A 13,649-nucleotide genomic window follows, 5' to 3' on the forward strand; every position below is an offset into this window, starting at 1 on the left:
TCCCTAAACCAAAACAGCTAAGACAATGTTCGCCAGGCGCTGACGTAGGCGTCGGCATTGCGCCCAACCTCAGCCACTGACATGCCCGGTTTGTACAAACCGGAACCCAAGCCAAAACCCTTCACACCGGCCTCGATAAACGCCTGCATATTTGTTGGCGAAATGCCGCCCACTGGCAGCAGCACGGTGCCGGCAGGTAGCACCGCCAACCAAGCCTTGACCAGCACGGGTACCATCTGTTCAGCCGGGAACAGCTTGAGCACATCGGCGCCTTCAGCCAGCGCAGCAAACGCTTCGGTGGGCGTTGCGACTCCGGGAGCCAAATACAAGCCAGCCGCCTTGGCCGCGCGCAGTACGGCAGGGTCACTATGGGGCATAACAATCACCTGCCCGCCTGCAGCCTTGACCGCCTCAACCTGCTGTGGCGACAGCACGGTGCCGGCGCCAATCAGGCAATCGGCGGGCAAGCTATCGCGCAGAATGCGAATGCTCTCGTAAGGCTGCGGCGAATTGAGTGGCACCTCGATAACGCGAAAGCCGGCGTCATACAGAACCCGGCCAATGGCCTGCGCTTCTGACGGATGTAGCCCACGCAAAATGGCGATCAATCCGTTCTCCGCCAATGCTTGTTTAAACATGACTGGCCTCGCTTTAAGCAGGAGAAGAAACAGGGGTCGATAACAATCCGGCTTGTTCAGCCAGGTACCACAAGCCGCGTTCGGTGGCCTGCTCAGCCAGGCCTACCGAGGCAAAGCCGCAGGCAGCCAACGCACGACTGTAACGCTGGCAGAGTTGGTAATTGCCGATCAGTAAAACGGCGGGTAGCGCTGCACCGCTGTGCCGGTGGCGCAAGGTGGTGGCCAGCGCCAGCAGCTCATGGCCGATCAGCAAACCAGAGAGATAATCCGGCTGCGCGGAGGCGCTCAACATGCCGGTCAGCCCCAGGGTGCGGGCGCTGAACAAGGTCGATAGCGGGCCGATTTCACCTTCCCGGGAAAGCGCCACCTGCACGCCGCGATCAAAGGCATCGGCGTCGAAAAGCGCACTGCGTTGTTGGGTGCGGCCGAGGATGCTGTGCTCGCAAAGCACGGCGAACAGCTCGCCGGTCATAAAGGTGTCGAAGTGGACGATGCAGTGGTCCGCCACTTCGACCCATTTCGAATGGCTGCCAGGTAGACCAATTAATAGAGGGGCTTGGCCGTCAGCGGGCAAATGGTGCAGCGCGCCGAGCACTTGGGTTTCTTCGCCGCGCATCACATTGGGTAAGCGCGAGCGCTGAATGACGCCGGGAACGATATGAATGGCCGTACCGCGCACGCTGCGCACAGTAATCAGGGCATGGCCCAAACGGGCGACATTGGCGGGAGTGTCGCAGTAGGCCGCTTCGCGCCAACCCTGGGCGCTGCCGACCATACCGCAGGCGATAACCGGAAGGTGGGGCTCGGCGTCGAGCCAATCACCACAGGCCTCATCGAATGCCAGTTCAAAGCCATCGCTGCACAGCTCCCCCGCCACCAGCCGCGCCGTTTTCGGCAGCTGCATGACGCCCGCGCTGAGCGTGCGCTCTTGCAGTACCTTGGCGCCAGCTGCGAGCCGGTAGGCACGCAACGAGGTGGTCCCCCAATCGAGGGCGATTAACTGAGCCTGCATCGCTTCACCTGAATTTGTTTTTGGTAGTGAGTGCGTGGCGTCGACTATAAAACGATGCCGGTAAAAATCTCAACATATATATTTACATCTCATATATTGGGATTTAATGACTTGCAACTACCTGCGCAAAGTAAGCGCAAGCCACAGCGCTATAAGCCCGGCATGACAGACACCGGCGACCTGGCTGGCTGCGAAGCGCCACTGGGTCTGCCCCAATAACGTCTTGCACAAAACGATGCAGACAGCTCGAACAACGGCGGCACGGCGGCTCATCCGGAGCGAACGACCACCCGTCTCGACATCGACCTCAAACCCCCATAAATACATATCGAGTATGCATAATGGCATTCACGATCCAGTTTGATCCGCAAAAAGCACGCAGCAACTTCAATAAACACGCAGTGCGCCTGACCGACGCGGCGACCGTGCTAAGCGATGCGCAGGCCCTGACCCTGGCGGACCACGATCACAACGAAGAGCGCTGGGTAACCTTGGGCGAAGACAGCAAGGGCAGGATACTGGTGGTGGTTTACACCTACCGGGATCCCAATTTCGTAAGGCTGATATCCGCGCGCAAAGCCCAGCCGCGCGAGATTCAGCAATACAGAGGTGGGTGAACATGAAAGACGCATACGACTTCAGCACGGCAACACGCGGGCCTGTGGCGCCAACCAAAGGCAAAACCCGCATCACCATCATGCTCGACGATGCCGTGCTGGAAGCGGCACGCCAGCGCGCCGACGCTCAAGGCATGGGCTATCAGACGTTGATCAACAGCATCCTTAAACAAGCGCTGTGCGGGGTGGACAGCAACCCTGGCGATGCCGCTTTAAGCGAAATTCTCAACACCCTGCGCACCCTCGTTGAGGGACAGGCAGCACTGGCGGCCAAGCTCGATACCCCAGCAGGCCACCTCAACACCTATGGCAGTCAACGGCGCTCGGTAATGGCGGTAAGAGAAGAACCTGGCCCACTGGAGGCAGCGATAAAAAGCAAAGCCAAGACGGCAGGGAAAAAAGCTAAGGCGCAGGTTAAGAGCGGCTAACAATCTGCACCGCGCAACAGGGCGGGAAAGTGCTCTGCCCCCTGGCAGTGGGAGCGGTATCGGTTAGGGGCATCTGTACATAGCCCGCTGCTCGAACTCGGAATGTACGGCGCAAGGTACATTGCGCGCGCAAAAGATGACGAAAGAAAGCAAAACTCAAGGCAATAAAAAAGCCGCTCTAGGCGGCTTTGTTACTGGCTTCGCGAAGCTCAACGGAAGCCGGCGAAACTATATTTGGTGCGGACGGAGAGACTCGAACTCTCACGCCTTGCGGCGCTGGAACCTAAATCCAGTGTGTCTACCAATTCCACCACGTCCGCGAAGCTTTGAAGCAAAGACGCCAGACTTTGATAAGCCTGGCGTCTTTTCGAATATGGGGTGGACGATGGGGATCGAACCCACGACAACAGGAGTCACAATCCTGTGCTCTACCAACTGAGCTACGCCCACCATATTGCGTTGTTGCTGTGTTGCGTTACTTGTATTGCCAAACAGCCTGATGGCGTGCCCGGCAGGACTCGAACCTGCGACCATCCGCTTAGAAGGCGGATGCTCTATCCAGCTGAGCTACGGGCACTTGGCTGTGCTCGACAAGCGGGGCGAATGTTATAGACGAGCTCACTTGCCGTCAACACTAAAACGTAAAAAATTCAGTGAGATAAAGGAGTTACGCCAAATTGCTGACCGCCTGCCTTTGCCCGCCCGGCCGGTCATGCGAGAATGCGCGTCCTTTTTCAATCATTTCCGATGGTTAACCAAGCGTCATGACCGCACAACTTATCGACGGCAAGGCGATCGCCGCTAGCCTGCGCAAGCAGATCGCCCAACGTGTCGCCGAACGCAGCGAGCAAGGGCTGCGTACGCCTGGCCTGGCTGTAATCCTGGTCGGCAGCGATCCCGCATCGCAGGTGTATGTTTCGCACAAGCGTAAAGACTGCGAAGAAGTCGGCTTTCTTTCCCATGCCTATGACCTGCCGGCCAGCACTGGCCAGGACGAACTGCGCGAGCTGATCGACCGCCTCAACGATGACGCCACCATCGACGGCATCCTTCTGCAACTGCCGCTGCCGGAGCATCTGGACGCCTCGCAACTGCTGGAGCGCATCCGCCCGGATAAAGATGTCGATGGCTTCCACCCGTTTAATATCGGCCGCCTGGCCCAGCGTATCCCGCTGCTACGGCCGTGCACGCCCAAGGGCATCATGACCTTGCTGGCCAGCACTGGTGTCGACTTATATGGCATGGATGCGGTGATCGTTGGCGCGTCCAATATTGTCGGGCGGCCGATGGCGATGGAACTGCTGCTCGCTGGCTGCACCGTGACCGTGACCCATCGCTTCACCAAAGACCTGGCCGGCCACGTCGGCCGTGCGGATTTGGTGGTCGTGGCTGCCGGTAAACCGGGGCTGGTTAAAGGTGAGTGGATCAAACCGGGCGCCATCGTGATTGACGTGGGTATCAATCGCCAGGACGACGGCAAGTTGGTTGGCGACGTGGTGTATGACACCGCCCTGCCCCGCGCGGGTTGGATTACGCCAGTTCCGGGCGGCGTTGGGCCGATGACGCGGGCGTGTTTGTTGGAAAACACGTTGTATGCGGCCGAGCATTTGCACGATTGAGGTTGGCGCAAAGGTTGGGTTGAGCGCAGCGAAGCCCAACAAAAAAAGCAGCCATAAAAAAACGGCACCCTTTGAGGTGCCGTTTTTGTTTTCTACGAGCGCTTATTTGCGCGCCGCTTCCCACGACTTCAACAGATCGTTGTAGTTAACGGTTTCGCCTTTCGGTTTCTCGTTAGCCAGTTTTGGTTTCGGCGCACCTGGCTGGTCAAACCAGTACTGAGCGTCGCGTTCCGGATTCATTTTCGGCCCGCAAATCGGCTGCACTTTCGAGCGTTCCAGGCGGGTCATGATCGCGTCCTGGTCTTTAGCCAAGCCGTCGAGCGCTTCCTGCGGGGTTTTCTCGCCGCTGGCAGCTTCGGAGATATGGCTCCACCACAGCTGCGCCAAGCGCGGGTAGTCCGGCACGTTGGTCCCGGTCGGGGTCCATTGCACGCGGGCTGGGCTGCGGTAGAACTCAACCAAACCGCCGAGTTTTGGCGCCAGGTCAGTCATGGCTTGCGAGTTGATATCCGACTCACGAATCGGCGTCAGACCGGTGATGGTCTTTTTCAGCGAAACGGTTTTCGAGGTCACAAACTGCGCATACAGCCAAGCGGCCAAGCGTTGTTTCTCTGGGGTGGATTTGAGGAACGTCCAGGAACCCACGTCCTGATAACCGAGCTTCATGCCCTCTTCCCAGTACGGCCCACGCGGCGACGGCGCCATACGCCATTTTGGCGTGCCATCGGCGTTTACCACCGGCAGCCCCGGTTTGGTCATATCGGCGGTAAAGGCGGTGTACCAGAAGATTTGCTGAGCAATGTTACCCTGCGACGGTACCGGGCCGGACTCGGAGAAGGTCATGCCCGCCGCTTCTGGCGGTGCATAAGCGCGCATCCAGTCGACGTACTTCTGCGTGGCAAACACTGCGGCCGGGCCGTTGGTGTCGCCACCACGGGTGACGCTGGAACCCACCGGGTGGCAGTCCTCTACGCGAATACCCCACTCGTCCACCGGCAAGCCGTTAGGCAAGCCTTTGTCGCCGCCACCGGCCATGGAGAACCAGGCATCGGTGAAGCGCCAGCCCAGCGACGGGTCTTTCTTGCCGTAGTCCATGTGCCCGTAAACGCGCTTGCCGTCGATTTCTTTAACGTCTTCGCTAAAGAACTTGGCGATGTCTTCATAAGCCGACCAGTTCACCGGCACGCCCAGCTCGTAGCCGTACTTCTCTTTGAACTTGGCTTTGAGGTCGGCGCGTTCAAACCAGTCCGCACGGAACCAATACAGGTTGGCGAATTGCTGGTCAGGCAGTTGATACACCTTGCCGTCCGGCGCGGTGGTAAAGGAGATACCGATAAAGTCTTTCAGGTCCAGGGTTGGCGAGGTGAAGTTTTTGCCCTCGTTGGCCATCAGGTCGGTGATCGACTCGGTTTTGCCGTAGCGAAAGTGGGTACCGATCAGGTCGGAGTCATTCACCCAGCCGTCGTAGATATTTTTGTCCGACTGCATTTGCGTTTGCAGTTTTTCCACCACGTCGCCTTCTTGCAGCAGGTCGTGGGTCAACTGGATGCCGGTGATTTCGCTAAAGGCCTTGGCCAGCACCTTGGACTCATATTCGTGGGTGGTCAGGGTTTCCGACACCACGTTGATCTTCATGCCACGGAACGGCTCGGCGGCTTTGATAAACCACTTGAGCTCATCCAATTGCTGCTCGGGGGTCAGGGTCGACGGCTTGAACTCGCTGCCGATCCATTTTTTTGCCGCGTCTTCGTAGGCATCTGCCCAGGCCGTTGCACTCAAGCCACTCAGGGCGAAAATCGCCGCCAACGTCACGCTATGTCGCAGTTTGTTGTTTTTGTTCAACATAGACACCTCCTGGTAATTATTAGGTGGGACATACCAAACTCAGCGGGCGCGGACACAAAACAGGCAGGGCCGCCCCGCCCGCCGGCTACCCCCAACGCATCACAGCCAACAGCCACACCAGAGACAGCGCGGACGCCACCCAGATGCTCCATTCAGTCGCGCCAATCACCAGCAGATGCAGGTAAGCGCTTCCGAGAAGACCGATAAACAAACGATCACCACGGGTGGTGGCAATCGGTAAAAACCCACGGCGCTCAACGCAAGGCGAGCGCAGCTCCCACACCGTCATGCCCGCCAGCAGCAAGGCAATTGCGCCAAAGAACGCAGCGGTGGGAGTCGTCCAGGCCATCCATTCCATCATCAGTTCCTCACACCCGGCCCAGGGCAAAGCCCTTGGCTACATGGTTACGGACAAACCAAATCACCAGCATGCCCGGCAGAATAGTCAGCACCCCGGCTGCCGCCAGCACGCCCCAGTCGATACCGGAGGCCGACACCGTGCGGGTCATCACCGCCGCAATCGGCTTGGCGTTTACCGAGGTCAGGGTGCGCGCCAACAGCAGCTCGACCCACGAGAACATAAAGCAGAAAAACGCCGTCACGCCGATGCCCGAACCAATCAACGGGATAAAAATCTTGCCGAAGAATTTCGGGAAGCTGTAGCCGTCGATATACGCCGTTTCGTCGATTTCTTTCGGCACGCCGGACATAAAGCCCTCGAGAATCCACACCGCCAACGGCACGTTAAACAGGCAGTGCGCCAGCGCCACAGCGATATGGGTATCGAACAAGCCGATGGACGAATACAGCTGGAAGAACGGCAGCAAAAACACCGCCGGTGGCGCCATGCGGTTGGTCAGCAGCCAGAAGAACAGGTGCTTGTCACCGAGGAAGCGATAACGGGAAAACGCATAGGCCGCAGGCAGCGCCACGGTCAGGGAAATGACCGTATTCAGCGTTACGTAATACAGCGAGTTGAGATAGCCGGTGTACCAACTGGGGTCAGTGAAAATCACCTTGTAGTTGGACAGGGTGAACTCACTGGGCCACAGGCTCAGGCCGCCGAGAATCTCGTTATTGGTTTTGAACGACATGTTCAACAGCCAATAAATCGGCACCAGCAGAAACAGAATGTAGAGCACCAACACCACTTTTTTTCTTGTCGTCATGGCGCGGACCTCAGCGGTTTTTGTCGTTGTGGGTCATGGCGGTATAGAACACCCACGACACCAACAGAATGATCAGGAAGTACACCAGCGAGAACGCCGCTGCCGGGCCTAAGTCGAATTGGCCGATGGCCATTTGCGTCAGGGTTTGGCTAAGGAAAGTCGTCGCATTCCCCGGCCCGCCACCGGTCAGCACAAAGGGCTCGGTGTAAATCATGAAGCTGTCCATAAAGCGCAGCATCACGGCGATCAGCAGCACGCTTTTCAGCTTCGGCAGTTGGATATGGCGGAACACCGCCCACGCCGAAGCGCGGTCAATTCGCGCGGCCTGGTAATACACATCCGGAATGGCGCGCAGCCCCGAGTAACAGAGCAGCGCCACCAAGGAGGTCCAGTGCCACACATCCATAATCAACACCGTGGCCCAGGCATCGCCGGTATTGGCCGCGTAGTTGTAGGAGATGCCCAGCTTGTTCAGGGTGTAGCCCATCAAGCCGATGTCGGCGCGGCCGAAAATCTGCCAGATGGTGCCGACCACGTTCCATGGAATCAGCAGCGGAATCGCCAGCACAATCAGCACCAGCGAGGCCATGCGGCCCTTGGTGGGCATGCACAAGGCGATGCCGATGCCTAAGGGAATTTCGATCAACAGCACACAGGCCGAATAGATAAATTGGCGCAGCAGCGAGTCGTGCAAGCGCTGATCGGCCAACACCTGGCGGTACCAATCGGCGCCGACAAAGTAGCGGCTAGACTGGTCGAAAATATCCTGCAGCGAGTAGTTCACCACCGTCATCATCGGCACGATGGCGCTAAAGGCCACCAGCAAAAACACCGGCAATACCAAAAACCAGGCCTTGTTGTTTTGCACCTTCATGGCGTTACCTCCGCTGGTGCTTCTACCAGGGTTTCAACTAAGTACTCATCGGCATAAACCATCAGCCACTGCGCCGGAAAGCTCAGGTACACCTTTTGCTGCGGCACCGGCTGGTCTTCCTGCAAACGCACTTTCAGCTGCTGGCCATCGAGGTTGAGGGTGAGGATTTTGTAAGTGCCCAGATCTTCAACATGCTGCACGTCGCCGCACAGGGCATCGTCGTAAGGGCCGTCCCAGATATGGATAAATTCCGGGCGAATACCGACTTTCAACTTCGCCTCGGGCAATGCCGCCAAACGCTGATTAAGCGCCGCACTTAACGGCAACTCGGTATTGGCAAACTTCACCCCACCACTGGTGCGGGTGACATCGATCAGGTTCATACCCGGGCTACCGATGAAGTAGCCAACAAAGGTGTGGCTCGGCCGTTCAAACAACTCACGCGGGGTGCCGAACTGCACGATCTGGCCGCCGTACATCACCGCAATTTTATCGGCGAAGGTCGAGGCCTCCAGCTGATCGTGGGTGACGTAAACCATGGTGATATTGAACTGCTCATGAATCTGCTTGAGCTTGCGGCGCAGCTTCCACTTCAGGTGCGGGTCGATCACCGTCAGCGGCTCGTCGAACAGAATCGCCGACACGTCGTCACGCACCAGGCCACGGCCCATGGAGACCTTTTGCTTCTCATCGGCGGTGAGGTTCTTAGCCTTTTTGCTCAGCAGCGGGTGCAGGTCGAGCACCTCGGCAATCTCGTTTACCTTGCTCAGCACCTTGGCTTCGTTCATGCCTTGGTTGCGCAGGGGAAAGGCCAGGTTATCGAACACCGTCATGGTGTCGTACACCACCGGAAACTGGAAAACCTGGGCGATATTGCGCTCTTCCGGCGGCAGCAAGTTCACCACCTTGCCGTCGAACTGCACTTCGCCTTCGGAGGGGCTAAGCAACCCGGAAATAATGTTCAGCAAGGTCGACTTGCCGCAGCCCGATGGGCCGAGCAAGGCATAGGCGCCGCCCTGCTCCCAGATATGGTTCATCTCGCGAATCGCGTAATCGTCCGGGCCATTGGGGGTTTTGCTGTAACTGTGGGCCAGGTGGTGCAAACGGATCTCGGCCATCAGGCAACCCTCCCAACGCGGCGACTGGGGGCCTGAATCAGGCGGCCGTCGGCGGCGAAGACAAACAGCTTATGGGTGGGGATGTAGATAAGGATCGCGGTATCCACGTCGTACTCGTGCACGCCAGGCAGATGCAGCACCAGCACAAACTGCTCGTTACGCACATGCAGAAAGGTTTCTGACCCGCTGATTTCCGCCAGCTCCACGGTCACCGCCAATTCCAGATCATCGTCATTGCTCGGCACCAGGCCGATATGGCTGGGGCGCACGCCAAAACGGTATTCGCCCTCGCCGATATTTTGCAGGTCCGGGTTTAGCGGGAAGTGCACCGAATCGGCAAAGCTCACCTCGGTGCCGCTGATCCGCCCTGGCATCAGGTTGATCGGCGGCTCGGAGAACAGCTCAGCGGCCAGCACTTGCTGCGGGCGGTGATACACGTCGGCAGTCTTGCCGCTCTGCACCACGCGGCCTTCATGCAGGATGGTAGTGGTGCCGCCCAAGGCCAACGCTTCGTTGGGCTCGGTGGTGGCGTAAATGGCAATGGTATGGCGCGCGGCAAACAGCTCGCGCATTTCCTGGCGCAGCTCTTCACGCAGCTTGTAGTCGAGGTTAACCAGCGGCTCATCGAAGAGGATCAGCGAGGCATCTTTGACCAGCGCTCGGGCCATGGCCGTGCGCTGCTGCTGGCCGCCGGACAGCTCCAGCGGATGGCGCTTGAGCAAGGCGTCGATGCGCAGCATCTTCGCCGTGGCGTGCACGCGGTCAACAATCTCGGCCTCTTTAAAGCCCGCCTGCCGCAGCGGCGAGGCGATATTTTCAAAGACGGTGAGGGTCGGGTAATTGATGAACTGCTGATAGACCATCGACACGTTGCGCTTACGCACCGGCACGTGGGTCATGTCCGCGCCATTCATCAGAATGCGCCCGCTATTGGGCTTATCCAGGCCAGCCATCAAACGCATCAGGCTGGTTTTGCCGGATAAGGTGCGGCCGAGCAGAACGTTAAAGGAGCCGGGTTCGAAACTAAGCGAGGCGTCGTCGATATGGGTTATGCCGTCGACCACACGCGTGACGTGTTCAAGCACTAGCGACATAAGTCGTCCTTTTTATTGTTGTTGTCGGTTTTAGCGCAGTGGCCCGCGTCAACCTTTGGGCATATACAGAGCCAGTTCTGTGCCAACCTCGGCCCGGAGCTTGCAACACCCTGTCAGCAAAGGCTTTTCGCCCAATGAACAAGGGCGCTGAGCAGGTGCACTGAACAGCCTTGAACAGCTAAACGTGAACAACTGAACAGTGGCCACTGTTGACTTTGAACAGTCATAGACGACACTGAACCAGCCCGGCAAAGACCGGTCGATAGCTGGCAAACAATAAAAACAAAACCACGCGAGACCCTGTCATGGCCGAAAGCGCCCTGCCCCACGACACCATCATTCAAGACTCCTGGAGCCGCTGCCGAGACTTCGGCCTGACGCACCAGAGTGCCCCGGTGTTTGTGCAACCCAGCCCCGGCGAAGTGTCGGCGTTACTGGAAAGCCAACAGGCGCTGGTGCAAACCACCCATAAAGAAGTGCTGCCCTACTACGGCAATATCCTGGCGAACTCCAACTGCCTGATCATGCTCGCCGACAACCAGGGCCAAGTGCTGCAAAGCTGGGGCGACCAGCGCTTTATCGAGCCCAACCACGCCGCCGGTTTTGTCGCCGGCGCCAGTTGGCTGGAGCGCTACACCGGCACCAACGCCATTGGCACCGCGCTGAGCTGTGCGCAGCCGGTGCATATTCAGCACGACGAACACTTCCTTAAAGCCAACCGCTTTATGACCGGCTCGGCCTCGCCGATTTTCAACGAGCAGCGGCAGATGATCGCCGTGCTTGATGTGTCCAGCGACAGCTACCTGCCGCCCTCGCACACCCTGGGCATGGTGAAAATGATGAGCCAGTCGGTGGAAAACCGGCTGATCCTCAACCTGTTCCAACAGGGCTATTTCCAGCTGACCTTTAACACCAGCCTGAACAACCTCGACAGCCCCTGGGCCGGGCTGGTGGTGTTCGATGAAACCGGCCAGGTGGTGTCCGCCAACCGCCGTGCCGACAGCCTGCTGGGCATCAGCCTGGCGGCGGTGACCATCGAAAGCCTGTTCGATATTCCGTTGCAGCAACTGCTTAATCAGCCGCAAGACTTGCCGTTTAACCTGCGCGCCGGCGGGCGTTTCCGCTTCCATGCGCAGCTGAAACGGCCCAAACAGCCTGTGCCGATTCAGGCCCGCGACTTCCGCCCGGCGCCGCCGCCGATTACCAAGCCACAAGAAAAACCGGCACAAAGCCCATTTACCCTGGCCTCCATCAACCTCGGCGATCCGCGCGTGGACAAAGCCGTACGCCAAGCCGAGCGCCTGCTGGAAAAAGACATTCCGATCTTGGTCTACGGCGAAACTGGGGTGGGCAAAGAGGTCTTCGTTAAGGCCCTGCATCATGCCAGCTCGCGCGCGCGGCAGAGTTTGATCGCGGTGAACTGTGCGGCTATTCCGGCTGAGCTGGTGGAATCCGAGCTATTTGGCTACGAAAAAGGCGCCTTCACCGGCGCCAACCAGAAAGGCAGCATCGGCCTGATCCGCAAGGCGCATAAAGGCACGCTGTTTCTCGATGAAGTCGGCGATATGCCGCTGCGGGTGCAGGCGCGCTTACTACGGGTGTTGCAGGAGCGTTGCGTACAACCCCTGGGCAGCAGCGAGTTATACCCGGTAGACATCCGCCTGATCTCGGCCACCAACCGTGCCCTGCGCCAGGATGTGGACAGCGGCCTGTTCCGCCAAGACCTCTACTACCGCATCAGCGGCCTTAACCTGGAACTGCCGCCGCTGCGCGAACGCAGCGACAAACAGGCCATGATCCAGCGGCTCTGGGAACACCACCGCGAGCCCTACCAATGGGCCGGCTTAAGCAATGAAGTGATGGAACTGCTGCTGCGCCACCCCTGGCCCGGCAACCTGCGCCAGCTCAGCAGCGTGCTGCAAATCGCCCTGGCCATGGCCGACGACCAACCGATTCACGCCGAACATTTACCCGATGATTTCTTGGCCGACTTACCTAGCGGCGAAATGCCCAAGGTGCCGGAGTTTAAGCCGCTGCCGGTGGACGACAGCGACTTGAAAAGCCAGTACGAACAGTGCGGGCGGAACATCTCCCACCTCGCCCGCCAGCTCGGCCTGAGCCGCAACACCCTGTACAAGCGCCTGCGTGAGCAAGGGGTGAAGGTTTGACAACTCGTTTATCGGATGACCGCCTGGTGCGCGCACCTTACGCGGACCGGCACACCCTACGAGACCAACGGCATAAACCTTACGCAGCGGAGGCGGCGCGCTCGACGATGCGCGGCGCCATACCTAGGGCGGGGTCGTGGCGAAATGTCAGGGTGCCGTCTTCCAGCGCTGAGTAGCGCAGGTTGAACAGGTCGAGGATGTAGTTCTGCTTCATCTGCCACGGCGCACCGGGGCCTTGTTTGGGCAGTACATCGGCGGCGCGCAGTACGTAGCCGGCCGACATATCCAGCAGCGGTCGTTTCGCTACCGAGCGCGCCACATGCCTGGCTACGCACATTTTGTAGCCGTTCTCGTCCATGTAATTCAGCACGCGGCACACATAGCGCGAGGCCAAGTCCGAGCGCAGCGTCCAGGAAGCGTTGGTGTAGCCCACACACAGGGCGAAGTTAGGCACGTTGCTCAGCATCATGCCTTTGTAGGCCAGGGTGTCGCCGATCTGCACCGGCGTGCCGTCTACCTCGATGCTCATGCCGCCACAGGCCTGCAACTTCAAGCCGGTGGCAGTGACGATAATGTCCGCTGCCAGCTCTTGCCCCGAACGCAGGCGAATGCCGGTTTCGGTCAGGGTGTCGATGTGCTCGGTAACCATCTGCGCCTTGCCGCTTTTCAGCGCTTTGAACAGGTCGCCATTGGGCACGGCACACAGGCGCTGGTCCCACGGCTGGTACTGCGGGTTGAAGTGGGTGTCCACCGCATAGCCGGCCGGCAGTTCACGCTTCACGCCAAAACGCAGAAGCTTACGTGCCAGGCTTGGCGCGCGGCGGCAGAACTGAAAAAAGCCCAGGGTCAGCAGCACATTCTTCCAACGCGCCAGGCTATGGGCGCGCCCTTCGGACAAGTGCTTACGCAAGAAATCCGCCACCACATCGGTGGCCGGCAACGAGGCGATATAGCTGGGCGAGCGTTGCAGCATAGTGACCTGACGGGCCTGCTCGGCCATGGCCGGCACCAACGTTACGGCGGTGGCGCCACTGCCGATCACCACCACATTTTTATCGGTGTAATCG

The 13,649-nt window shown here is 58.9% G+C and carries 12 protein-coding genes, 3 tRNA genes and 1 pseudogene; 4 read left to right on the plus strand and 12 right to left on the minus strand.

Features of this window, described 5'->3' with window-relative positions:
- Positions 1–17: 17 nt before the first annotated feature.
- Both AAAB16_RS10610 and AAAB16_RS10615 read right to left on the minus strand, forming a co-directional pair.
- Positions 18–638, minus strand: coding sequence for a 2-dehydro-3-deoxy-6-phosphogalactonate aldolase (locus tag AAAB16_RS10610; RefSeq protein ID WP_340663290.1), 621 nt, complete (start codon positions 636–638; stop codon positions 18–20).
- Positions 639–651: 13 nt separating this feature from the next.
- Positions 652–1,650, minus strand: a complete 999-nt coding sequence (locus AAAB16_RS10615; RefSeq protein WP_340663291.1) for a 2-dehydro-3-deoxygalactonokinase — start codon at positions 1,648–1,650, stop codon at positions 652–654.
- Positions 1,651–1,991: 341 nt separating this feature from the next.
- Between AAAB16_RS10615 and AAAB16_RS10620 the strand changes: the two genes are divergently transcribed.
- Both AAAB16_RS10620 and AAAB16_RS10625 read left to right on the plus strand, forming a co-directional pair.
- Positions 1,992–2,267 carry a BrnT family toxin gene (locus AAAB16_RS10620; RefSeq protein ID WP_340663292.1) on the plus strand — a complete coding sequence of 92 codons (276 nt, stop codon included), beginning with the start codon at positions 1,992–1,994 and terminating at the stop codon, positions 2,265–2,267.
- Between the two features lie 2 nt (positions 2,268–2,269).
- Positions 2,270–2,446, plus strand: a pseudogene (locus tag AAAB16_RS10625) (BrnA antitoxin family protein); the annotation flags it as partial.
- A 484-nt stretch (positions 2,447–2,930) separates the two neighbouring features.
- Here AAAB16_RS10625 and AAAB16_RS10630 read toward each other — a convergent pair.
- From AAAB16_RS10630 to AAAB16_RS10640, 3 genes are all read right to left on the minus strand, one after another.
- Positions 2,931–3,015: transfer RNA gene (locus AAAB16_RS10630), tRNA-Leu, on the minus strand.
- 54 nt (positions 3,016–3,069) lie between these two features.
- A tRNA-His gene (locus AAAB16_RS10635) sits at positions 3,070–3,145 on the minus strand.
- A gap of 50 nt (positions 3,146–3,195) precedes the next feature.
- Positions 3,196–3,272 (minus strand) — tRNA-Arg (locus AAAB16_RS10640).
- Positions 3,273–3,459: 187 nt separating this feature from the next.
- Here AAAB16_RS10640 and folD point away from each other — a divergent pair.
- Positions 3,460–4,314, plus strand: coding sequence for a bifunctional methylenetetrahydrofolate dehydrogenase/methenyltetrahydrofolate cyclohydrolase FolD (folD, locus tag AAAB16_RS10645; RefSeq protein ID WP_110614850.1), 855 nt, complete (start codon positions 3,460–3,462; stop codon positions 4,312–4,314).
- A 102-nt stretch (positions 4,315–4,416) separates the two neighbouring features.
- On the opposite strand, the gene AAAB16_RS10650 is transcribed toward folD, so the two are convergent.
- The 6 genes from AAAB16_RS10650 to AAAB16_RS10675 form a co-directional block, all read right to left on the minus strand.
- Positions 4,417–6,159, minus strand: a complete 1,743-nt coding sequence (locus AAAB16_RS10650) for an ABC transporter substrate-binding protein (RefSeq protein WP_340663293.1) — start codon at positions 6,157–6,159, stop codon at positions 4,417–4,419.
- Positions 6,160–6,244: 85 nt separating this feature from the next.
- The gene (locus AAAB16_RS10655) at positions 6,245–6,517 is read right to left on the minus strand and encodes a DUF2160 domain-containing protein (RefSeq protein ID WP_110614852.1); all 273 of its coding nucleotides are present in this window, start codon (positions 6,515–6,517) and stop codon (positions 6,245–6,247) included.
- 10 nt (positions 6,518–6,527) lie between these two features.
- Positions 6,528–7,328: a carbohydrate ABC transporter permease gene (locus tag AAAB16_RS10660; protein ID WP_340663294.1), complete on the minus strand. Its 801-nt coding sequence runs from the start codon at positions 7,326–7,328 to the stop codon at positions 6,528–6,530.
- Positions 7,329–7,338: 10 nt separating this feature from the next.
- Complete coding sequence (locus tag AAAB16_RS10665; protein ID WP_110614854.1) at positions 7,339–8,202, minus strand: carbohydrate ABC transporter permease; 864 nt, start codon at positions 8,200–8,202, stop codon at positions 7,339–7,341.
- Positions 8,199–9,320 (minus strand): ABC transporter ATP-binding protein, encoded by a 1,122-nt coding sequence (locus AAAB16_RS10670; RefSeq protein WP_340663295.1) that lies wholly within the window; start codon positions 9,318–9,320, stop codon positions 8,199–8,201. Before AAAB16_RS10670 ends, AAAB16_RS10665 begins: the two co-directional genes overlap by 4 nt.
- Positions 9,320–10,414, minus strand: a complete 1,095-nt coding sequence (locus tag AAAB16_RS10675) for an ABC transporter ATP-binding protein (protein ID WP_110614856.1) — start codon at positions 10,412–10,414, stop codon at positions 9,320–9,322. The genes AAAB16_RS10670 and AAAB16_RS10675 overlap by 1 nt, the downstream gene beginning before the upstream one ends.
- Before the next feature lie 305 nt (positions 10,415–10,719).
- On the opposite strand from AAAB16_RS10675, the gene AAAB16_RS10680 reads away from it, so the two are divergent.
- Positions 10,720–12,582, plus strand: coding sequence for a sigma-54-dependent Fis family transcriptional regulator (locus AAAB16_RS10680; protein WP_340663296.1), 1,863 nt, complete (start codon positions 10,720–10,722; stop codon positions 12,580–12,582).
- Between the two features lie 79 nt (positions 12,583–12,661).
- Here the strand turns inward: AAAB16_RS10680 and AAAB16_RS10685 are convergent.
- The coding region (locus AAAB16_RS10685; RefSeq protein ID WP_340663297.1) for an NAD(P)/FAD-dependent oxidoreductase at positions 12,662–13,649 on the minus strand (988 nt) is incomplete at its 5' end.

Origin of the sequence: Pseudomonas sp., assembly GCF_037994325.1 — a bacterium.
Lineage (GTDB): Bacteria > Pseudomonadota > Gammaproteobacteria > Pseudomonadales > Pseudomonadaceae > Aquipseudomonas.